Annotated in this window: 21 protein-coding genes; 7 read left to right on the top strand and 14 right to left on the bottom strand. The window is 65.6% G+C overall.

Annotated elements, in window-relative coordinates; genetic code table 11:
* Positions 1-15: 15 nt before the first annotated feature.
* The 4 genes from ACS5NL_RS17135 to ACS5NL_RS17120 form a co-directional block, all read right to left on the bottom strand.
* Positions 16-1,101 carry a phosphotransferase family protein gene (locus tag ACS5NL_RS17135; RefSeq protein WP_439355097.1) on the bottom strand — a complete coding sequence of 362 codons (1,086 nt, stop codon included), beginning with the start codon at positions 1,099-1,101 and terminating at the stop codon, positions 16-18.
* Positions 1,102-1,132: 31 nt separating this feature from the next.
* Positions 1,133-1,852, bottom strand: coding sequence for a Crp/Fnr family transcriptional regulator (locus tag ACS5NL_RS17130; protein WP_439355096.1), 720 nt, complete (start codon positions 1,850-1,852; stop codon positions 1,133-1,135).
* Between the two features lie 254 nt (positions 1,853-2,106).
* Positions 2,107-2,886: an oxepin-CoA hydrolase, alternative type gene (locus tag ACS5NL_RS17125; protein WP_439355095.1), complete on the bottom strand. Its 780-nt coding sequence runs from the start codon at positions 2,884-2,886 to the stop codon at positions 2,107-2,109.
* A 1-nt stretch (position 2,887) separates the two neighbouring features.
* Positions 2,888-4,408, bottom strand: coding sequence for a 3-hydroxyacyl-CoA dehydrogenase (locus ACS5NL_RS17120; protein WP_439355094.1), 1,521 nt, complete (start codon positions 4,406-4,408; stop codon positions 2,888-2,890).
* 75 nt (positions 4,409-4,483) lie between these two features.
* On the opposite strand from ACS5NL_RS17120, the gene ACS5NL_RS17115 reads away from it, so the two are divergent.
* Positions 4,484-6,541, top strand: coding sequence for a type IV pilus assembly protein FimV (locus ACS5NL_RS17115; RefSeq protein WP_439355093.1), 2,058 nt, complete (start codon positions 4,484-4,486; stop codon positions 6,539-6,541).
* A gap of 62 nt (positions 6,542-6,603) precedes the next feature.
* Here the strand turns inward: ACS5NL_RS17115 and ACS5NL_RS17110 are convergent, their stop codons facing one another.
* The 3 genes from ACS5NL_RS17110 to lexA all read right to left on the bottom strand — a co-directional run bounded on the left by ACS5NL_RS17110 (position 6,604) and on the right by lexA (position 8,873).
* Positions 6,604-7,611: a D-2-hydroxyacid dehydrogenase family protein gene (locus ACS5NL_RS17110; protein ID WP_439355092.1), complete on the bottom strand. Its 1,008-nt coding sequence runs from the start codon at positions 7,609-7,611 to the stop codon at positions 6,604-6,606.
* A 90-nt stretch (positions 7,612-7,701) separates the two neighbouring features.
* Entirely contained in the window at positions 7,702-8,058 is a 357-nt protein-coding gene (locus ACS5NL_RS17105) for a hypothetical protein (RefSeq protein ID WP_439355091.1), read from the bottom strand.
* Positions 8,059-8,192: 134 nt separating this feature from the next.
* Positions 8,193-8,873 (bottom strand): transcriptional repressor LexA, encoded by a 681-nt coding sequence (lexA, locus tag ACS5NL_RS17100; protein WP_439355090.1) that lies wholly within the window; start codon positions 8,871-8,873, stop codon positions 8,193-8,195.
* Between the two features lie 90 nt (positions 8,874-8,963).
* On the opposite strand from lexA, the gene ACS5NL_RS17095 reads away from it, so the two are divergent.
* A complete protein-coding gene (locus ACS5NL_RS17095) occupies positions 8,964-9,956 on the top strand; it encodes an asparaginase (RefSeq protein WP_439355089.1) in 993 nt (330 codons plus the stop codon).
* A 48-nt stretch (positions 9,957-10,004) separates the two neighbouring features.
* Here ACS5NL_RS17095 and adk read toward each other — a convergent pair whose 3' ends face one another.
* The 6 genes from adk to ACS5NL_RS17065 form a co-directional block, all read right to left on the bottom strand.
* Entirely contained in the window at positions 10,005-10,661 is a 657-nt protein-coding gene (adk, locus tag ACS5NL_RS17090; RefSeq protein WP_439355088.1) for an adenylate kinase, read from the bottom strand.
* A 141-nt stretch (positions 10,662-10,802) separates the two neighbouring features.
* The gene (kdsB, locus tag ACS5NL_RS17085) at positions 10,803-11,588 is read right to left on the bottom strand and encodes a 3-deoxy-manno-octulosonate cytidylyltransferase (protein WP_439355087.1); all 786 of its coding nucleotides are present in this window, start codon (positions 11,586-11,588) and stop codon (positions 10,803-10,805) included.
* A complete protein-coding gene (locus ACS5NL_RS17080; RefSeq protein ID WP_439355086.1) occupies positions 11,585-11,791 on the bottom strand; it encodes a Trm112 family protein in 207 nt (68 codons plus the stop codon). Before ACS5NL_RS17080 ends, kdsB begins: the two co-directional genes overlap by 4 nt.
* Entirely contained in the window at positions 11,772-12,875 is a 1,104-nt protein-coding gene (lpxK, locus tag ACS5NL_RS17075; protein ID WP_439355085.1) for a tetraacyldisaccharide 4'-kinase, read from the bottom strand. The genes ACS5NL_RS17080 and lpxK overlap by 20 nt, the downstream gene beginning before the upstream one ends.
* Positions 12,876-12,894: 19 nt before the next feature.
* Complete coding sequence (locus ACS5NL_RS17070; RefSeq protein WP_439355084.1) at positions 12,895-13,332, bottom strand: ExbD/TolR family protein; 438 nt, start codon at positions 13,330-13,332, stop codon at positions 12,895-12,897.
* Between the two features lie 31 nt (positions 13,333-13,363).
* Positions 13,364-14,005: a MotA/TolQ/ExbB proton channel family protein gene (locus ACS5NL_RS17065; protein WP_439355083.1), complete on the bottom strand. Its 642-nt coding sequence runs from the start codon at positions 14,003-14,005 to the stop codon at positions 13,364-13,366.
* 334 nt (positions 14,006-14,339) lie between these two features.
* Here ACS5NL_RS17065 and xseA point away from each other — a divergent pair, with 334 nt between their 5' ends.
* The 3 genes from xseA (at position 14,340) to ACS5NL_RS17050 (ending at position 18,845) form a co-directional block, all read left to right on the top strand.
* Positions 14,340-15,635 carry an exodeoxyribonuclease VII large subunit gene (gene xseA, locus ACS5NL_RS17060; RefSeq protein WP_500684333.1) on the top strand — a complete coding sequence of 432 codons (1,296 nt, stop codon included), beginning with the start codon at positions 14,340-14,342 and terminating at the stop codon, positions 15,633-15,635.
* 144 nt (positions 15,636-15,779) lie between these two features.
* Positions 15,780-16,367 carry a superoxide dismutase gene (locus ACS5NL_RS17055; protein WP_439355081.1) on the top strand — a complete coding sequence of 196 codons (588 nt, stop codon included), beginning with the start codon at positions 15,780-15,782 and terminating at the stop codon, positions 16,365-16,367.
* A gap of 243 nt (positions 16,368-16,610) precedes the next feature.
* Positions 16,611-18,845 (top strand): NADP-dependent isocitrate dehydrogenase, encoded by a 2,235-nt coding sequence (locus ACS5NL_RS17050; RefSeq protein ID WP_439355080.1) that lies wholly within the window; start codon positions 16,611-16,613, stop codon positions 18,843-18,845.
* 89 nt (positions 18,846-18,934) lie between these two features.
* Here the strand turns inward: ACS5NL_RS17050 and ACS5NL_RS17045 are convergent, their stop codons facing one another.
* Positions 18,935-19,387 (bottom strand): DUF192 domain-containing protein, encoded by a 453-nt coding sequence (locus ACS5NL_RS17045; protein ID WP_439355079.1) that lies wholly within the window; start codon positions 19,385-19,387, stop codon positions 18,935-18,937.
* Positions 19,388-19,544: 157 nt separating this feature from the next.
* Here ACS5NL_RS17045 and icd point away from each other — a divergent pair, with 157 nt between their 5' ends.
* Together icd and clpS are read left to right on the top strand one after the other, a co-directional pair.
* Positions 19,545-20,798, top strand: coding sequence for an NADP-dependent isocitrate dehydrogenase (icd, locus tag ACS5NL_RS17040; RefSeq protein ID WP_439355078.1), 1,254 nt, complete (start codon positions 19,545-19,547; stop codon positions 20,796-20,798).
* A 213-nt stretch (positions 20,799-21,011) separates the two neighbouring features.
* Positions 21,012-21,377, top strand: a complete 366-nt coding sequence (gene clpS, locus ACS5NL_RS17035) for an ATP-dependent Clp protease adapter ClpS (protein WP_439355077.1) — start codon at positions 21,012-21,014, stop codon at positions 21,375-21,377.
* The last annotated feature ends 68 nt before the right edge of the window (positions 21,378-21,445 follow it).

Here is a 21,445-nt window from a genome sequence, read left to right as displayed (position 1 = left end):
ACGGGTTGAAAAGGTTCAGGCCTGTTGCGCGAAGCGCCAGGCCATTTCGGCAAGAGGACGGGCGCCAGCGGCGGACGAGACCGCTTGCGCGCTGGAGGCTGTGCCCGCTTCGACGCGCTTGGCGATGCCTTGCAGGATCGCCGCGAGGCGGAACAGGTTGTAGGCCAGGTAGAAATTCCAGTCGGCCTTGAGCTGCTCGGGCGTCACGAAGCCGGTGCGTTCGCAGTAACGGGCGATGTAGTCGGCTTCGGTGGGAATACCCAGCGCCTGCACGTCCAGGCCACCGATGCCCCTGAAGGCGCCGGGCGGGATGTGCCAGGCCATGCAGTGGTAGCTGAAGTCGGCCAGCGGGTGGCCCAGCGTGGAGAGTTCCCAGTCGAGGATTGCAAGCACGCGCGGCTCGCTCGGGTGGAACATCAGGTTGTCCAGCCGGTAGTCGCCGTGCACGATGGACACCATCGACTCGTCGCGCGCCATCGCCGGGATGTTCTGCGGCAGCCAGGCCATCAACTGGTCCATCTCGGGAATGGGCTGGGTGATGGAGGCGACATACTGCTTGCTCCAGCGGCCGATCTGGCGCTCGAAGTAGTTGCCCGGCTTGCCGTAGTCCGACAGGCCGATGGCATTGGGGCGCACCGTGTGCAGCGCCGCCATGACCCGGTTCATCTCGTCGTAGATCGCACCGCGTTCGGCGTTGGACAGGTCCGGCAGCGACTGGTCCCACATCACGCGGCCCTCGACGCACTCCATCACGTAGAAGGCGCGGCCGATCACCGATTCGTCTTCGCACAAGGCGTACATGCGCGCCACCGGCACGCCGGTGCCGTGCAGCGCACCCATCACGCGGAACTCGCGCTCGATCGCGTGCGCCGACGGCAGCAGCTTGGCCACCGGGCCGGGCTTGGCGCGCATCACGTAGGCGCGCTGCGGCGTGATGAGCTTGTAGGTCGGGTTGGACTGGCCGCCCTTGAACATCTCGATGCTCAGGGGGCCCTGGAAACCCTCGACGTGGCGTTCGAGCCAAGCCTGCAGGGCTGCCGCGTCGACGGCGTGTTGCGATGCCACCGGTCGTGTGCCGGTGAAGTTCTGGAAGTCGTTCATTCGGTCACGTTCGGTGAGTGCGGGAGCGGGGTCAGGTTTCGGCTTCGGCGATGCGCATCAGCATGTCGCGGTTGCGCACCACCAGCCCTCCCTGTTCGATGCGGATCGCCTCTTCGCGCTCCATGGACTTGAGTTCCTGGTTCACGCGCTGGCGTGACGCGCCCAGCAGTTGCGCCAGTTCTTCCTGCGCCAGCTGCAGGCCGATGCGCATTTCGTTGCCGTCCGACAGGCAGGGCACGCCGTAGGAGCGCACCAGGTGCAGCAACTGCTTGGCCAGGCGCGCGCGCAGTGGCAGGGTGTTGAGATCCTCGACCAGACCGAACAGGGTGCGGATGCGCCGCGCCTGCAGCCGCATCAGCGCCTCGTACAGCTCGACGTGTGTGCTGAGGATCTTCTGGAAATCGTTGCGGGCCACGCACAGCATGGTCGTGGGACCGTGCGCGTAGGCATCGTGCGTGCGGCGATCCCCGTCGAAGAACGCCACGTCGCCAAACCACACGCCCGGCTCCACATAGGTCAGCGTGATCAGCTTGCCCGACAGCGAGGTCGAGCTCACCCGCACCGCGCCCTTGGCGACCGCCGTCCACTCGGTGGGCGGTTCGCCACGGGCGACGATCAGGTCGCCGTCCTTGAATCGCTTGACGTAGGCGCATCGAAGAATGTCGTGTCGCAGGGAGGGGGAAAGACTCTGGAACCAGCGACCACTGTTGATCGCCTCGCGTTCTTCCATTGTCAGAATCGGTTCGTCCATCGGATGTCTTTTGAGTGACTGAAAGCGGTCCCATTGTCACCACTGGGACGCAGGGCGGGCATCAGGGATATCGCGGGGAAGTGTCCCGCAGGTGTCGCTGCGCTGCTCGAAAAATCGCAGCGCCGAACGAAAGCGGGGCAGCCGGCGGGCCGCCCCAGGGCTGGCCTGACCCCGGCGACGGTGAAGACCGGCATCCTTCCCGGTCCTGGGGGTGTGACCTGCGCGGCGGCGCTGCGCGGGGCTTCGCCGGGGGACTACCGGTACCGGGCCGGTCGCTTGTCGAGGAAGGCCGCGATGCCCTCGCCGCCGTTGGCGTGGTGCAGGTTGCGCACGAAGTGGTCGCGTTCGGCGGCGAGCTGCGTGTGCAGGGGAGTGATCTGCGCGTCGTTGACCAGTTCCTTGATGCTGGCCATCGCGTTGGGCGCGCGGGCGTTGAGCTTCTCGGCCAGCGTCAGCGCGGTCGCGAGTGCCTCGCCCGGTGCGCTCACCTGATTGACGACGCCCAGCCCTTGCAGCCGCGCCGCATCGATGCGGTCGCCGCAGAGCAGCAGTTGCATCGCCGTCGCGCGGGGCAGGGCGCGCACCATGCTCCAGCTGGCGCCGCCATCGGGCGAGAGGCCGACGTTGCTGTAGGCCATCACGAACACGCTGTCCTGCGCCGCCACCAGCAGGTCGCACGACAGCGCCAGCGAAAAGCCCGCACCGGCGCAGGCGCCCTCGACCGCGGCGATCACCGGCTTGGGAAAGGCGCGGATGGTCTCGATCCAGTTGTGCAGGCTTTCGATGCTCTGCGCCTGCACCTCGGGCAGCTGCTGGCGGTTGGACAGCAGGCGCTGCAGGTTGCCGCCGGCGCAGAAATGGCTGCCTTCGCCGGTGATCACCACCGACCGCACCTCGGGGCTGGATTCGGCCACGTTCAGCGCCTCGACGCCCGCGGCGTAGATCTCGGGGCCGAGTGCGTTGCGGTGCTCGGGGTTGCTGATGGTCAGCACCATGGTCTGGCCATGGCTGTGGCTGTTGAGGCTGGCGGTCATTTCAGGCCTCTTCGTGCATCAGGCTCAGACCCAGCGCGCCACGGCGGCGCAGCCAGGGTGAGGGACGGTAGCGGGGATCGGCGTAGACCGTGCCCATGTTGAAGAGGATTTCGAGCACATTGGTGGGGCCGATGCGGTCGCCCATGGCCAGCGGGCCCATGGGGTAGCCCAGGCCCAGCGTCACCGCCACTTCCAGGTCAGCGGGGGTGCAGATGCCCTGCTGGCACATGTCGGCGGCGATGTTGACGATGGTTGCCACCACGCGCTGGGTCACGAAACCGCCGCTGTCGCGCACCACGCTCACGGCTTTGCCGTCTTTGGCGAACAGGGCGTGGGCAGCGTCGCGCATGTCGGGGCGGGTGGCGGGGTTGGTGGCCAGCACACGGCGTTTGGTCGCGGCGTCGTCCAGCATCATGTCGATGCCCACCGTGCGGGTCGGGTCCAGACGCTCGACCGCGGCCAGCGTGGTCACATCCAGTCCCAGCGGGGCGACCAGGATCAGCGCGGCGGCAGAGGGTACCTGCGCGGTTTCAATGCTGGCGCCCAGGTTCTTGAGCAACTGGTAGAGCTCGGCACGCCGTGCGGCCTTGGGCGAGACCCAGACCGGGGGCAGCGAAGCGACCTCGGGCACGGGCGGTTCGGCGGGGACCTGCGCCACGCCATTGACATAGGGGTAGAAGCCCTCGCCGACCTTCTTGCCGACGACCCCGCCGGCCAGGCGCTGCGCGGTGATCACGCTGGGCCGGTAACGCGGCTCGTCATAGTACTGGCGGTAGATGGATTCCATCACCGGGTGCGACACGTCCAGAGCGGTCAGGTCCATCAGCTCGAAGGGGCCGAGCCGGAAGCCCATCTGGTCCTTGAGGATGCGGTCGATGGTGGCGAAGTCGGCCACCCGCTCGCCAGCCACCCGCAGTGCTTCGGTGCCGTAGCCCCGGCCGGCGTGGTTGACGATGAAGCCGGGCGTGTCCTGGGCCGCGACCGGGGTGTGTCCGAACTGGCGCGCGAACTCGGTCAGTTGCTGGCACACCACAGCTTCGGTCTTCAGTCCCGCGATCACCTCGACGACGCGCATCAGGGGAACGGGGTTGAAAAAGTGGAATCCGGCCAGGCGCCCGGGCCGCTTGAGCGTGGCACCGATGGCGGTCACGGACAGGGAGGATGTATTGGTGGCGAGCACCGCCGTCTCAGGCAGCAGTGCCTCCAGATCACCAAACAGCTTCTGCTTGACGTCGATGCGTTCGACGATGGCCTCCACCACCAGATCACAGGGAGAAAGCGCGGAGAGTTCACCGACGCAGGACAGCCGCTGCAGCATGGTTTCGCGCTTCTGGGCGTCAAGCTTGTTCTTGTCGACCAGGGTCTGCCAGGTGTTGGCCAGCGCCGTGCGGGCGGCTTCCGCTGCACCAGGCTGGAGGTCGAACAGCAGAACTGCGCTGCCGGCCTGCGCCGCCATTTGTGCAATGCCACGTCCCATGGCGCCAGTGCCGACGATGCCGACGGTTTGAAAAGTAGGGGTCATATGAAAGTATTATTCGAGGGGGGAGGGCAATGACCTATGACAAAATGTTGCCACCAAGAATGGAAAGGCTCTGACGTGCGCCAGATCTGGATCGGCTCTATTTTGCTATCAACGGCGTTGGGCAGTCCCGCGGCCACTTTGGGCAGGCACAGCGGTGCCGTCGTGATCGGCCGTCCGCTTGATATCAAGGTGCAGGCCAGCGCCGGTTCGGACGAAGACCTCGCAGGCCAGTGCGTGCACGCCGACGTGTTGTTTGGCGACAACCAGGTCGGTCCGTCGTCGGTGCGTACCTCGGTTCAGCGCAATGCGCCCGATGCCGAAGCCTCTGTCCGCATCCAGACCACCGTGCCGGTGAACGAGCCGATCGTGTCCGTGGTGGTCAGGGCCGGGTGCTTGTCACCGTTTTCGCGCCGCTATGTGCTTCTGGCCGACCTCCTGTCCGAGCCGGCCACGACCGCCGGGGCTGTCTCCGAGACCGGTTCGGTGGCTTCGGCCAATCCGGCTGAGCTGCGTGCACTGCCGCCGCTGAAGGCGGCGCCATCTTTGCGCAGTGGCCGTTCCTCCGGTGCGGGTGCTGGAGCAGAGCCTTCCGCTGCGGCGGCTGGTGGACCGAAGCCCGGCACCCTGGCCAACGCCATCCCGCAGCGCACCAAGCCGCCAAGCGTGGTTCGGCGCGACGATCCACCCAAAGACGCCGGGCCACGCCTGCACCTCGATCCGGTGGATGTGAATCTGGGGATTGAGCGCGATCCGGCGCTGAGACTTTCACTGGCCCTGTTGAGCGAGCCCACCTCCAACGAGCAGGAGCGCGCCGCCGCCGCCCAGTTGTGGAAAGCGTTGAATGCATCGCCGGAAGACATCCTGCGCGATGCCCAGAAGCTGTCCGTGCTGGAGGCCGAGTCCAAGGGACTGCGCGAGCAGGAGGCCAAGAACAAGGCCGCTTTGCAGGCGCTGGAAGCCGAGGTCGAGAAGTCGCGCTACATGACCTGGCTGGCGTATCTGCTCGGCGGCTTGCTGTTGCTGAGCCTGCTGGGCGTGTCCTGGTTGTGGAAACGCCGCTCGGCGGCGGGCACCGGCGATGCGAAAGCCAAGAGCTGGTGGGCTGCGGGATCGTCCAAGAATGCGGCGGCCACGGCCAAAGGAGCTGTGAAACCGTCTCGTCCGCTCGATCTGGACCTGGATCTTGGTGACGAATCGGGCCTGGACGATCTGCATGTCCTGCACTCCGATGCGAGCGAGAGCGAGGCAGCGTTGCTGACCGCAGCTGATCGCCGTGAATTTCCGGCGAGCCAGATGGGGGTTTCCCGGTCGGTCGCCACCGAAGAGCTGTTCGATGTGCAGCAGCAGTCGGATTTCTTCGTGTCACTGGGCGAGTTCGATCAGGCGATCGGCGTGCTCAAGAACCACATCAACGAAAGCCATGAGCCCAGCGCGCTGGCTTACCTGGATCTCTTCAAGCTCTACCACAAGCTGGACCGTCGCAGCGACTACGACCGGCTGCGCGTCGAATTCAACCAGAAGTTCAACGCGGGTGCACCACCGTTCGATCAGTACTCGGATGCGAGTCAGGGGCTGGAATCGTACGAAACCGCGTTCGGCCGCATCCAGGCGCTGTGGCCCCAGCCGCGCGTGCTGGATGTGATCGAAAACTCGATCTTCCGCGACGCTTCCGATGGCGAGGCCGAGGTGTTCGACCTGGAGGCATACCGCGAGCTGCTGCTGCTGCACGCGATTGCCAAGGATGTGATCAAGCGGGATGCCGGTCTGGGGGCTTCCGATTTCCAGCACACCTCCATCCGCCCGCTCAAGGCAGCCGGACCCCGCGGAGCGGTGGCTGCGGGCGCCGCGGCAGCGGTGGCCGGTGCTTCCGGCGATCGCAATACCCAGCCGCTGGAAGACATTCCGCACGCATCCCCGCGCCTGGGACTGGATGTGGACCTGGACGCCTTGCAGGAGGCCTCGGCGTTCGAAGCGTCGCTTCCGGAGGTGGCGGTGCCGGTGGAGCAGACCGCCAAGGTGGTGTCTCCGCTCCATGCGGGGGATGAATTGTCGATCGGCAACCTGATCGACTTCGAAGTACTCGACTTCATGCCTCCGGACGACGATGCCGACAAGGGCGGCAAAGCCGGTTGATTCCGTCTTTGCCAAAGAAAAAGGGCCGGAGATCTCCGGCCCTTTTTCTTTGGCAATGGCACTCAGCGACGGACCTGCAAGGACCCCGGATTGACGATGTTGGTGGGTGTCCCCTTGATGAAATTCACCACGTTGTCGAAGGCCGCGGAAAACAGGGTTTCGTAGTTGTCCAGCTCCACATAGCCGATGTGTGGCGTGCAGATGCAGTTCTCCAGGCGCAGCAGCGCATGGCCCTGGAGAATGGGCTCAGACTCGAACACGTCGATGGCGGCCATGCCGGGGCGCCCCCGGTTGAGCGCCGTCAGCAGTGCCTCTGCCTCGATCAGCTCGGCACGGGACGTGTTGACCAGCAGCGCGGTCGGCTTCATGCGTGAAAGGTCTTCCAGCGTGACGCAGCCGGCGCTTGTTTCGCCCAGCCGGAGATGCAGGCTAAGCACATCGGACTGCTCGAACAGCTGCTCGCGGCTGCTGGCCTGTTCGTAGCCGTCGTTCACCGCTTGCTGGCGGCTGTTTTCGCTGCCCCAGACGAGCACCCGCATGCCGAAGGCGCGTCCATAGGCAGCGACCAGTTTGCCGATGCGGCCATAGCTCCACAGACCGAGTGTCTTGCCATGCAGCACCATGCCCAGACCGAAGTTGGCGGGCATCGAAGAGGCCTTGAGGCCGGACTGCTGCCACGCGCCATGTTTGAGGCTGGCCACATACTGGGGAATCCGGCGCATCGACGCCATGATCAGAGCCCAGGTCAGCTCTGCGGTGGACACCGGGGAACTCTTGCCCTCGGCGACGGCGATGCCGCGCTCCGTACAGGCGTTGACATCGATGTGGGCACCGACGCGGCCGGTCTGTGCGATCAGCTTGAGCCGCGGCAGCTTTTCGACCAGTTGGCGCGTGATCTGGGTTCGTTCCCGGATCAGCACCAGCACGTCTGCATCACGCAGGCGAATCGACAACTGGCCAACCCCCTTGACGGTATTGGTGAAGACCTTGGCAGGGAAAGGTTCCAGGCGCGTGGCGCAATCGAGCTTGCGGACCACGTCCTGATAGTCGTCGAGGATGACAATGTTCATGCCGGCTATTGTGCCGCCATGCATGGATGCCGGACCCGAGCGCGGCTTGGGTACCAAGCGGGCGAGAAGGATTCCTCGCCCGCTTGGTGCTCAGCCCATGGCGGTCGGCTGTTCCAGCGCGGCCAGACGTTCCAGTTCGGCGCAGACATCGGCCATACGGCCAGCAATGACGAGCCGGTTGTTTCCCCGCAGCGTCTTGGGTGGACGCACGATGCGCACCGGTGCGGCGCGCACGGTGGCAGGGCAGGCGGCCTGGGCCTGCTGGGCACCGCGTTGCGTGACGTCTGCAGATGGCGCGGCTCGTCCCAGCCAGCCGGCCTTGGCAAAGCGTTGCAGCCAGGGTGCCACCGGGCGGCGGGTCTGGCACGAGGTCGAAGGAGCAGGCAGCCAGCTGTCGATCAGTTGCAGGGGCGCGCGCCAGGTGGTGGAAGAGATGCGGATTCCCATGTGAAACTCCAGTGAGGGGTTGGACACAGGCAGGATTGACACGGAAAAGCCGACCTCGCAGGGATGTGCACGGCGGCACGGAAACCACCGGACAAAACGCCCGCCACCTGCAAGGACAGCACCGACCCGAGGGGTCAGATCTGGAAGCTGTTTCGGATCAGGCCGACCGCCAGGCCTTCGATTTCGAAGGGCTCGCCGGGTTGCACGACGATGGTCTTGTAGTCGGGGTTCTCGGCGTGCAGCTCGATTTGCTGCTCGCGCCGCATGAAGCGCTTGACCGTGACATCGTCGCCCAGGCGGGCCACGACGATCTGGCCATTCTTGGCTTCCTTGCCAGCCTGCACGGCCAGCAGATCGCCATCGAGGATGCCGACGTCCCGCATCGACATGCCGCGCACGCGCAGCAGGTAGTCGGGCGTGCGCTGGAACAGGCTGCGCTCCACATGGTAGGTCTGGTCCACATGTTCCTGCGCGAGGATCGGGGAACCGGCTGCGACGCGACCGATGAGGGGCAGCATCAGCTGGGTCAGGCTGGGCAGCGGCAGTGTAAGCTGCTGGGCCCTTTGCTCATTGATGGCCCGCAGGTCGTGGCTGCGCAGCCGGATGCCGCGGGAGGTGCCGCTGACGAGTTCGATCACACCCTTGCGCGCCAGCGCCTGCAGGTGCTCCTCGGCGGCGTTGGCGGACTTGAAGCCGAGTTCGGCGGCGATCTCGGCCCGCGTCGGTGGCGCACCCGTGCGCGCAATGGCGTTCTGGATCAGCTCCAGGATCTGCTGCTGGCGGGGAGTGAGCTTGGGCGGGAACGACTCGATCATGTCAACCTCGTGGTTTGGCGAGCGGGGCAACGGATAAGCTGTTTTCTTATCCAGTATCTGTATTTTTAAACAGTTTCGGAGACTTGGCAAGTGGCAATCAACAACAAGGGCGTTCGGGTCATCCTGGGGACCGGTGGAACCATTGCCGGCCGCGCGAGCCGTCCGGGCGACAACGTGGGTTATGTGGCCGGGCAGGTGCGGGTCGAAGATCTGCTGGCGGGGGTGCCAGCGCTGGAGGGCATGGCACTGGAAGTCGAGCAGGTGGAGCAGGTCGACAGCAAGGACATGCACTTTGATCTGTGGAAGCGCCTGCTGGAGCGGCTGGCGCATCACCTTTCCCGCGAAGAGGTCAGTGGTGTGGTGGTCACACACGGCACGGACACACTGGAAGAGACGGCCTGGTTCGTCGAGTCGGTGCTGCGCCCGGTCAAGCCGGTGGTGTTCACCTGCGCCATGCGGCCTGCGACCGCGCTGGTGCCGGATGGCCCGCAGAACCTGCTCGATGCCGTGACGGTGGCGGGGCTGGCAGAGGTGTCGGGCACGGTGGTGGTCTGCGCCGGGCAGGTGCACGCTGCCGAGCATGTGGCCAAGGTGCACAGCTACCGCGTGGATGCCTTCGATTCCGGCGACGCGGGGCCGCTGGCCTGTGTCGAGGAGGGCCAGTTGCGCTGGTTCCACCGGCCGCCGGCTGCGAACACCCCAGATGGTCGCGCCGACGACCTGCTGGCGCGGGTGCTGGCGGCCCCGGCCTTGCCCGGCGTGCACATCGTCACCAGCCACGCGGACACCGATGGTGGGCTGGTGCGCGCCCTGCTGCTGGCGGGAGATGCCGATCCGGGACTCCGGCCGCGTGGCATTGTCGTGGCGGCCACCGGCAATGGCACCGTGCACCGGGCGTTGGCGCAGGTCCTGAGCGAGGCCTCGGCGCGTGGGGTGCGCGTGGTGCGGGCCACGCGCTGCGCCCGGGGGCGGGTGATTCCCGATCCGGCCAATCCCTGGCCGGATTCGGCGGGACTCTCGCCGGTGAAGGCGCGCATCGCGCTGGCTCTGGCGCTGCTGGCCGGAGACGTCGTGCCGTCCTGAAACAACAAACCCGGCCTGGGCCGGGTTTGTGTGGGGTGGCCGAGGGCTTCAGCCAGCCAGTGCCTGGAAGGCGCGGCCGGTGATTTCGTCGACCGAGCCCGTGCCGCTGATGGCACGGTACTTGGGTGCGGCGGCCGGGTCGGCCTTGGCCCAGTTGCTGTAATAGTCGACCAGCGGGCGGGTCTGCGCGCTGTAGACCTCCAGGCGCTTCTTGACGGTCTCTTCCTTGTCGTCGTCGCGCTGGATCAGGGGCTCGCCAGTCACGTCGTCCTTGCCTTCCACCTTGGGCGGGTTGAACTTGACATGGTAGGTGCGACCCGAGGCCGGGTGCGAGCGGCGGCCGCTCATGCGCTCGATGATGGCGTCGAATGGCACGTCGATTTCCAGCACATAGTCCAGCTTGACGCCGGCTGCCTTCATCGCGTCGGCTTGCGGAATGGTGCGCGGGAAGCCGTCGAACAGGAAGCCGTTGGCGCAATCGCTCTGGGCGATGCGTTCCTTGACCAGGTTGATGATCAGGTCGTCGCTGACCAGGCCGCCCGATTCCATCACCGCCTTGGCCTGCAGGCCCAGCGGCGTGCCGGCCTTGACCGCTGCGCGCAGCATGTCGCCGGTGGAAATCTGGGGGATGCCGTACTTCTGGCAGATGAAGGTGGCTTGAGTGCCTTTGCCCGCGCCCGGAGCGCCCAACAGGATCAGTCTCATCGTCTTCCTTGTGAAGAGTTTTTCAGTGGATTCGAAGGGGCGCCTGTCTCCGTGAGCGCACCCGCACCTCTCTCACGAGAAGCGTTCGATTGAGGATAGCATGGCCCGCCCCGACACTGGCTTACAGGCGCGGCAAGAGAATCAAACTGATACGAACAGGGCGCGCACGCGCTCAAGGTCGGCCGGCGTGTCGACGCCAGGGCCCGGTGCGTGCTCGCTCACGTGCACCGCAATGCGCTCGCCGTGCCACAGCGTGCGCAACTGCTCCAGCGACTCGGTGCGTTCCAGCGGGGCCGGTTCCAGCGCGGGAAACTGTCTCAGGAAACCGGCCCGGTAGCCGTACACGCCGATGTGCCGCAAGGGCGCTGGCGACGGCAGCGAGGCCGGCGCGCCGTCGGCCATGCCGTCGCGCCACCAGGCGATGGGCGCGCGGCTGAAGTACAGCGCGGTTCCCACGCGGTCCAGCACGACCTTCACCACGTTGGGGTTGACGAAGTCCGCGGTGCTGGCGATCGCGTGTGCGGCGGTGCTCATCGCGCAGTCGCTGCGACGCAGCAGTTCATCGGCCACGGCCCGCACCAGGGCCGGATCGATCAGGGGTTCGTCGCCTTGCACATTCACCACGACGGTGCCGTCGTCCAGGCCCAGCAGGTCGCAGGCCTCGGCCAGCCGGTCGCTGCCCGACGGGTGATCGGCGCTGGTGAGCAGGGCGGCGATGCCGTGCGATTCACAGGCGGCGACGATGCGTGCGTCGTCCGCCGCCACCACGACTTGCCGGGCACCACTGAGCGCAGCCTGTTGTGCGACCCGAACCACCATGGGCAGGCCGGCGATGTCGGCCAGTGGCTTGTCGGGCAGACGGCTGGAGCCCATCCGCGCGGGAATGAGCACGACGAAGCCGCCGTGTGTGCCGTCCGCACCGGTCATGGCGAAGGGGTGTGGGAAGCCAGGCGTTCCAGCTCTTCGTCGGAGAGCGTGCGGGCTTCGTGTTCCAGCAAGATGGGAATGCCGTCGCGCACCGGATAGGCCAGGCGGGCGCTTCGGGAGAGGAGTTCCTGGCGGTCGCGGTCGAAGGTCAGGGGGCCCTTGGTGACCGGGCAGACCAGCAGTTCAAGTAGTTTCGTGTCCATCGGGGGATGATAGTCGGGCACCGTGCCCGCAGCCGGCCAGCCGCCGGTCCAGTGCCTCGAAAAACGCCGGTTCGATCCGCAGTTCCAGCGGAACGGCCCAGACCGCGGGGCGCTCGCTGGCGGGCCGAAGGCCCACGACATCCAGAAGCTTGACGGCGTCCTTCTCGGTACACAGCACCGTGGCCGATGGCGAGCGCGGCAAGGCGGCGAACGCGCCGGCATCGGCGTGGTCGGGCAAGGCCAGGGCCTGTGAAAGCACGAGGCCCCGCTCGCGCAGCATCTGGAAAAACACCTCGGGCCGCGCGATGCCGGCGACCGCCACCAGCGTCTGACCGGCGAACGAGCGCAGGTCACGGCGCGTCCCATGCCCATCGACGGCGTGATCGGCGAGGCGCCGCGCGGCGAAGAAGGCCCGGGTGCCCGGGGGAATGGGGATGTCTCCGTGCGGACCACCTTCCCGGCCCTGACACAGCACCAGTTGCGGAGCCAACGGATCGTCCGCTGCCGGCGGCCAGGGCTCGCGCAGCAGACCGGCGGGCAGCAGCCAGCCGTTGCCCAGTGCCCGGTCGTCGAACACGGCGATCGACACGTCGCGGCCCAGCGCCAGGTGCTGCAGGCCGTCGTCGCAGACCAGCACGTCCACCTCCGGATGCGCTGCCAGCAAGGCCCTGGCCGCATCGGCGCGGCGTCTTCCCACGAAAACGGGTACCCCGGCTTTGCGGCGGATCAGCACTGGCTCATCGCCGCCATCCACCGCCGCCGTGCCCGGATGCAGTTCAAGCACCGCATGGCCTTGCCGGCCATGGCCCCGGGAGACGACACCCGGGTGCCATCCCGCGCTTTTGAGGTGTTCCAGCACGGCCAGCGTGGTGGGGGTCTTGCCCGCGCCGCCGACGACCACATTGCCGACCACCACCACAGGCACCGGCATGGTCGCGACGGGAAGCCGGCCGCTGAGGTAACGCCGTTTGCGCAGGGCAAACAGCAGGCCGTAGACCTGCGAGAGTGGCCACAGCAGCCGCGCACGCCAGCCTCGTCCGGCCCAGACCGCCTGCCAGCGCGCCGGGGCGTCGGATGGGCTCATGCGTGGGCCGCCGGAGGCGTCAGGACTTGCCGCGGGCGGGCGCCGAGCCCGATTGCTGCGTCGCGAAGGTGATCTGCACCAGCCCCGCGCGGCGGGCGGCGTCCATCACGTTGATCACCGACTGGTGGGTGGCGGCGGCGTCGGCGCTGATGATGATCACCACTTCGCGCGTGTCCTGCGAAGCCTGCTGCAGCGCGCGGGTGAGCACCTCGACCGAGGCGCCTTCCAGCAGTTGCTGGTTGATCGCGTAGCGGCCGTCGCTGGACACGGCCACGATCACCTCTTTGGGGGTGGTCCGCTGGGCCTGGGCGTCGGCGACCGGCAGGTTGACCTGCAGCTGGGTGAACTTGCTGTAGGTGGTGGTGAGCATCAGGAAGATGAGCACCACCAGCAGGATGTCGATGAACGGGATCAGGTTGATCTCGGGCTCATCCCGGGTGCCGGGGCGGAAGTTCATGCGGGTTCCGGTTCAGGTTCGGTGCGCAGGCTCAGCGGCGCAGGCCGGCCAGGTGGCGGGCAAAGCGCTCGGACGCGACTTCCATGCCCAGCAGATACTCGTCCACGCGCGCGCGGAAGTAGCGCCAGAAAATCAGGGTCGGAATGGCCACCATCAGGCCGAAGGCCGTGTTGTAGAGCGCCACCGAAATGCCGTGCGCCAGCACGGCCGGGTTGCCGCCGCCGGGCACGGTGCCCATGCCGCCGTCGCTGCCTTGCGAGCCGAAGATGTCGATCATGCCGATCACTGTCCCCAGCAGGCCCAGCAGCGGCGCAGCGGAAGCGATGGTCGCCAGGGCGCCGAGGTAACGCTGCAGCTTGGCGCCGGCCAGGCGACCGGCGCCTTCCAGACTGGCGCGCAAGTCGGCCTCGGTTGCGCGTGGGTCGTTGTTCAGGGTGCGGAAGCCACTGGCCAGCACCTCGCCGAAGACCGAGTTCTGCTCCAGCTGGGACACGACGTCGGGGCTGGGCACGCCGCCGCGCGACACCATGATGGCTTCGTCCAGCAACTGGGGTGGCAGGACCTTGCTGGCCTTGAGGTTGACGAAGCGTTCGATGATGAGTGCCAGACCGACCACGGAACAGAACATGAGGGGCCAGATCGGCCAGCCGGCGGCTTGTATGATGGAAAACAAAGTCAGGGCTCCAGTGCGATCTTTTGATTATGTCTCAGGCCCTGTGGCCGCCTTGAGACCGCCTGGCCCTCCAGTCTTGCTGCGTTGGTGGGCAGACAACCCCCCAGCGACCGCCGGCGATGCACAGATTCTGTGGATAACTTTGTGCAGAACCCTACCCGGAAGGCGCCGCGCGCCCCGAATCCATTGCCTCTCAACGTTTCGATGACAAAACAGGCACCACAAAAGGCTTTGAAATCAAGCGTCTGCGTTCGCCGCCCCATGGCGATAGGCCCCATGGCGCGCAACGCCAGCAACGGCGCGGTTTGTGGACAGCTTGTGCCCGGAGAACCCAGTGTCTGAGCCATTTTTCAACGCGGACGACGCCGTTTCGCGGCGCGTGTGGGCAGTTGGCCCGCTGATGCAAGCGATTGCGGACGCCCTGTCGGTGCGTTTCAACCCGGTGGCGGTGCGTGGGGAGATTTCGGGCTTCTCGCGTGCGGCCAGCGGGCACTGCTACTTTTCGCTCAAGGATGAGGGTGGCCAGTTGCGCTGTGCCATGTTCCGGCGCTCGGCCGACCAGCTCCAGTTCGCGCCGCGGGATGGCCTGCTGGTGCAGGCCCTGGGCAAGCTGGACGTCTACGGGCCGCGCGGCGACCTGCAGCTGATCGTCGAGTCGCTGAAGCCGGCCGGGCAGGGTGCCCTGTTCGAGCAGTTCCTGCGTCTGAAGGCCAAGCTGGAGGCCGAAGGCCTGTTCGACGCCGGACGCAAGCGCGATCTGCCGCCGCAGCCGCGCAGCATCGCGGTGGTGACCTCGCTCGGGGCCGCTGCGCTGCGTGATGTCGTCACGGCGCTGCGCCGGCGGGTGCCGCACATTCCGGTGGTGATCCATCCGGCCTCGGTGCAAGGGGCGCAGGCACCGCAGGAAATCTGCCAGGCGCTGGAAGGTGCCTACCAGCGGTTCCACACCACCGGCGAGGGCGAGGTGCTGCTGCTGGTGCGGGGGGGCGGCTCGCTGGAAGACCTCTGGGCCTTCAATGACGAAGCCGTGGTGCGTGCGGTGGCGCAGGCGCCGATGCCGGTGATCTGCGGCGTCGGTCACGAGACCGACTTCACCTTGTCGGACTTCGCGGCCGACCTGCGCGCACCCACGCCGACCGCCGCAGCCGAACTCTGCGCCCCCGCCCGCCAGACGCGGCTCGATGGCTTGTCTCAGGTGGCGGCGGTCCTGGACGGTGCGGTGCACCGGGCCATCGATCTTCGGACCCAGCGTCTGGACCAGCTGGCCCAGCGTCTGGGTCGTCCGTCTGGCCGGGTGCATGAAAGCCAGCAGCACCTGACCGTGCTGCAGCACCGCCTGGCGGGAGCGGTGCGGTTGCGACGGCAGCGGCTGGGCATGGCGCTGGACCAACTGTCCGGCCAGCTTCCCCAGGCGCGCGACCGTGCTTTGCAGGTGCAGGTGCAGCGGCTGGACCGGTGTGCGTCGGCCCTTGGCCTGCTCGATCCGACGCTGGTGCTCGAGCGGGGCTATGCCTTCCTGACCGATGAAGAGAAGGGCAGTGTCATCACCAGTGCCGGCCAGGTGCAACCCGGCCAGCGGGTGCGGGCGACGCTGTCGGACGGAACACTGGGGCTGACGGTCGACGCCTGAGCCTTTGCCCGACCTGTGCGGGTGGGGCAGCATATTTCCGCATCGCAGCACCAATTCGCGGTCTTGCCTACAATGCGCCGGACTCAGCCGCCGGAGTTCTTCCGGTGCCGGTTTCTTCCCAACAATCTTGCAAGAGGACCCCACATGGAACACACCCTGCCCGCACTGCCGTACGCCATTGATGCCCTGGCGCCGCACTATTCCAAGGAAACCCTGGAGTTCCACCACGGCAAGCACCACAACGCCTATGTGGTGAACCTCAACAACCTGCAAAAGGGCACCGAGTACGAGTCCCTGTCGCTGGAAGAGATCATCAAGAAGGCCCCGAACCCCGGTCCGATCTACAACAACGCCGCCCAGATCTGGAACCACACCTTCTTCTGGAGCTGCCTCAAGCCCGAAGGCGGTGGCGAGCCCTCCGGCGCCCTGGCTGCGGCCATCAACGCCAAGTGGGGCAGCTACGCCGCCTTCAAGGAAGCCTTCGTGAAGTCGGCCGTGGGCAACTTCGGCTCGGGCTGGACCTGGCTGGTGAAGAAGGCCGACGGCTCGGTCGACATTGTCAACACCGGCGCTGCCGGCACGCCGCTGACGGGCGCCGACAAGGCCCTGCTGACCGTGGACGTGTGGGAACACGCCTACTACATCGACTACCGCAACCTGCGTCCCAAGTTCGTCGAGACCTTCCTCGACAAGCTGGTGAACTGGGGTTTCGCGGAAGCCAACTTCGCCTGATCACCTGGCTCCGGCCGTTCAAAGGCCCGAAGGCGTCATGCCTTCGGGCCTTTGTCTTTGCTGGCACCCGTCTGGTGGCAAAAATTTGAAGTTTTTTTGCCTTGTTTTTGCGATGTGAGATATGACTTCAAAATTTGAAGCCCGGGTCAGAGGACTGAAAGCAAAATCCCACACCATCGTTTGATTGCCCCGGATCTGTGCTCGGACCGGCGGTGTTCCAACAACGACATCAGGAGCCAATTCATGAGCCAAACTTCCTCCACCATCGTTTACACCCTGACCGACGAGGCCCCGCTGCTGGCCACGGCGTCGTTCCTGCCCATCATCCGCACCTTCGCCAAGCCCGCCGGCGTCGACGTGGTCACCAGCGACATTTCGGTGGCCGCCCGTGTGCTGGCCGCATTCCCGGAATGCCTGACCGAAGAGCAGCGCGTGTCCGACGACCTGGGCGCGCTGGGCAAGCTCACGCTTCGTCCCGAAGCCAACATCATCAAGCTGCCCAACATCAGCGCTTCCATTGCCCAGCTCAAGGCGGCGATCAAGGAGCTGCAGTCCAAGGGCTACGCCATTCCCGACTTCCCCGAAGCGCCCAAGACCGAAGAAGAGCAGGCCATCAAGGCCCGTTACTCCAAATGCACAGGCTCGGCCGTGAACCCGGTGCTGCGCGAAGGCAACTCCGACCGCAGGGCGCCACGCGCCGTGAAGGAATTCGCCCGCAAGAACCCGCACAGCATGGCCGAGTGGAGCCAGGCCTCGCGCTCGCACGTCTCGCACATGCACGCCGGCGACTTCTACCACGGTGAAAAGTCGATCACGCTCGACCGCGCCCGCGACGTGAAGATGGAGCTGATCACCAGCAGCGGCAAGACCGTTGTCCTCAAGCCGAAGGTCTCGCTGCTCGACCGGGAAGTGATCGACTCGATGTTCATGAGCAAGAAGGCCCTGCTGGCGTTCTACGAGAAGGAAATCGAAGACGCGCGCAAGACCGGCGTGATGTTCTCGCTGCACGTCAAGGCCACCATGATGAAGGTCTCGCACCCCATCGTGTTCGGTCACTGCGTCAAGATCTTCTACAAGGAAGCCTTCGAAAAGCACGCCAAGCTGTTCGAGGAACTGGGCGTCAACGTCAACAACGGCATGGTCGACCTGTACAACAAGATCGCCTCGTTGCCGCAGAGCAAGCAGGACGAGATCAAGCGCGACCTGCACGCCTGCCACGAACACCGTCCCGAGCTGGCCATGGTCGACTCGGCCAAGGGCATTACCAACTTCCACTCGCCCAACGACGTGATCGTCGACGCGTCCATGCCCGCCATGATCCGCAACGGCGGCAAGATGTGGGACGCCAATGGTCGCCTCAAGGACGTCAAGGCCGTGATGCCGGAGTCGACCTTCGCCCGCATCTACCAGGAGATGATCAACTTCTGCAAGTGGCACGGCGCCTTCGATCCCAAGACCATGGGCACGGTGCCCAACGTGGGCCTGATGGCCCAGCAGGCCGAAGAGTACGGCTCGCACGACAAGACCTTCGAGATCACCGAAGACGGCGTGGCCAACATCACCGACCTGGAAACGGGCGAGGTGCTGCTGAGCCAGAACGTCGAGGCCGGTGACATCTGGCGCATGTGCCAGGTCAAGGACGCCGCGATCCGCGACTGGGTCAAGCTGGCCGTCAACCGTGCCCGCAACTCCGGCATGCCGGTGGTGTTCTGGCTGGACAGCTACCGTCCGCACGAAGCCCAGCTGATCCGTAAGGTCAAGATGTACCTGCACGAGCACGACACCAACGGCCTGGACATCCAGATCATGAGCCAGGTGCGCGCGATGCGTTACACGCTGGAGCGCGTGATTCGTGGCCTGGACACGATCAGCGCCACCGGCAACATCCTGCGCGACTACCTGACCGACCTGTTCCCCATCATGGAACTGGGCACCTCGGCCAAGATGCTGTCCATCGTGCCGCTGATGGCCGGTGGCGGCATGTATGAAACCGGTGCCGGCGGCTCGGCGCCCAAGCATGTGCAGCAGCTGGTGGAAGAGAACCACCTGCGCTGGGACTCGCTGGGTGAGTTCCTGGCGCTGGCGGTGTCGCTGGAAGACCTGGGCCTGAAGACCGGCAACAACAAGGCAAAGATCCTGTCCAAGACCCTGGACGCCGCGACCGGCAAGCTGCTGGACAACAACAAGAACCCGTCGCCCAAGACGGGGCAGCTCGACAACCGCGGCAGCCAGTTCTACCTGGCGCTGTACTGGGCGCAGGAACTGGTGGCACAGACCGAGGACGCGGAACTGGCGGCCCGTTTCGTGCCGCTGGCCAAGCAGCTGGCCGACAACGAAGCCGCGATCGTGGCCGAACTGGCGGCGGTGCAGGGCCAGCCGGCCGACATCGGCGGTTATTACCAGCCCGACTTCGCCAAGCTCTCGGCCGTGATGCGTCCGAGCGCCACCTTCAACGCCGCGCTGGAAGCGGTGGCCTGAAGCCCATCAAGGACCGTCTCCGGACGGTCCCCCAAGAAAAAGCCCGCCTGATGGCGGGCTTTTTCTTGGGGTCTGCAAGCTGGGCTCGTTCAGCGCGTTCCTTCGAAAGGCGTGCCACCGAGCTTGGTGCCGGCCTTGAGCCCCCGCTTGGCGAACCAGCCCTGGTTCATCTCCAGCACATAACGCACCGGCTTCTCGGAGCAGTGCGAATCGAGCGTCTGCGGCTTCATGTCGGCCAGGTTGACGATGGTGCCGTCGTCGGCCACGAACGCCGCGGTCAGCGGCAACAGCGTGTTCTTCATCCAGAAGCACTGTCCGGCCGGCTCTTCGAACACGAACAGCATGCCTTCGTTGGCCGGCATGTCGGTGCGGAACATCAGGCCCGTGGCGCGCTGGTCAAACGAGGAGGCCACCTGTGCGTGGATCAGGTGCATGCCGGCCTTGAGTGTGACCTGCGGCAGGTTGCGCTGCGCTTCCTGGGACCAGGCGGTGGAGCTCGCCAGGACCAGTGTCGCGAGCAAAAGGGTGAATCGGCGGATCATGCGCGGGTTCCGGAAGTCGTGTTGGGCAGCATTGTGCTTGATCGCGCGGGCATCGCCCCCAGGTTTGGGGACTAGAATTTCCCGCGCGCCGAGCCTCGGATGTCATGCACCCGGGCCAGACGGTTGACCCCATTCCTTCCACCGGAGTTCCTTTTTCATGTACCAGCACATCCAGGTGCCCGCGCAGGGCACGAAGATCACCGTCAATGCCGACATGTCGCTGAACGTTCCGGACGAGCCAATCGTTCCCTACATCGAAGGCGACGGCACCGGGCTGGACATCACGCCGGTGATGCTCAAGGTGGTCGATGCGGCGGTGGAAAAGGCTTACGGAGGCCAGCGCAAGATTCACTGGATGGAGGTCTACGCTGGTGAGAAGTCGACCAAGGTTTACGGACCGGATGTGTGGCTGCCCGAAGAAACCCTGGCGGTTCTCAAGGACTACGTGGTCTCGATCAAGGGTCCGCTGACGACGCCGGTGGGTGGTGGTATCCGCTCGCTCAACGTGGCACTGCGCCAGGAGCTGGACCTGTATGTCTGCCTGCGCCCGGTGCAGTACTTCAAGGGCGTTCCGTCGCCATTGAAGGAGCCAGAGAAGACCAACATGGTGATCTTCCGCGAGAACTCGGAGGACATCTACGCCGGCATCGAGTACGCCGCCCAGAGCGACAAGGCGAAAAAGCTCATCAAGTTCCTGCAGGACGAGATGGGCGTGACCAAGATCCGCTTCCCGGACACCTCGGGCATCGGCATCAAGCCGGTGTCGATCGAAGGCACCGAACGCCTGGTGCGCAAGGCGATCCAGTACGCGATCGACAACGACAAGCCCAATGTGACCCTGGTCCACAAGGGCAACATCATGAAGTTCACCGAAGGCGGCTTCCGTGACTGGGGCTATGCCCTGGCGCAGAAGGAGTTCGGCGCGCAGCCCATCGACGGTGGCCCGTGGTGCCAGTTCAAGAATCCGCGTACTGGCCGCAACATCGTCATCAAGGACGTGATCGCCGACGCCTTCCTGCAGCAGATCCTGACCCGGCCGGCCGAGTATTCGGTGATCGCGACCCTCAACCTCAATGGCGACTACATCTCCGACGCTCTGGCGGCGCAGGTGGGCGGTATCGGCATTGCCCCGGGTGCCAACATGTCCGACTCCGTCGCCTGTTTCGAGGCCACCCATGGCACGGCGCCCAAATACGCCGGCAAGGACTACGTGAACCCGGGTTCCGAGATCCTGTCGGCTGAGATGATGCTGCGCCACATGGGCTGGAAAGAGGCCGCCGACCTGATCATTGCGTCGATGGAAAAGGCGATCCTGTCCAAGCGCGTGACCTACGACTTTGCCCGGCTCATGGACGGCGCCACCCAGGTTTCGTGCTCCGGCTTCGGTCAGGTGATGATCGACAACATGTAATCAGGGCCTTGGCGCCCGCAGGGAGCGCAAAAGCGCACAAAAGCCGCCAGGAACCGGCGTTCCTCGGCGGTTTTTTCTTGGCCGCCAAGTTCACAATGCCTGCATGGACAGGTGCACGCACGCATTCAACGAGGGGGTGAAAACCACTTCTCGCGGTGGTGTGCGGGCCGCGGTTTTCCCTGTTCGCAGCAGCGAAGGGCGTGGACCGCTAGAATGGTTTTCATGGCCTCCCAGATCCCGAAAAAGCCCCAGATTCCTGCAGCTCCACCAGGTGTGGGCAGCGATGATTCGGTGGTGCTCGAACGCCGCACCCAGCGTGTCAAGCCGCCCCAGATGTACCAAGTCGTGCTGCTCAACGACGACTTCACCCCCATGGAGTTTGTCGTGCACGTGATCCAGGAATTTTTCAGCAAGGACCGCGAAACCGCCACACAGATCATGCTCAAGATCCATCTGGAGGGCAAAGGCATCTGCGGCGTCTATTCCCGCGATGTGGCCAGCACCAAGGTCGATCAGGTGCTGGCGGCATCCCGGGTGGCCGGTCATCCGCTGCAATGCCTGAGTGAACCAGTTGAATAAAGACGGGTCTACCCCAAATGATGGTCTCTTCCCTGTAAACCACCCAACGGACGTTCGCGTTTCAGATC

The organism is Hydrogenophaga sedimenti (assembly GCF_051857515.1).
Lineage (GTDB): Bacteria > Pseudomonadota > Gammaproteobacteria > Burkholderiales > Burkholderiaceae_C > Hydrogenophaga.
This window is presented reverse-complemented; position numbering and strand designations above follow the sequence as displayed.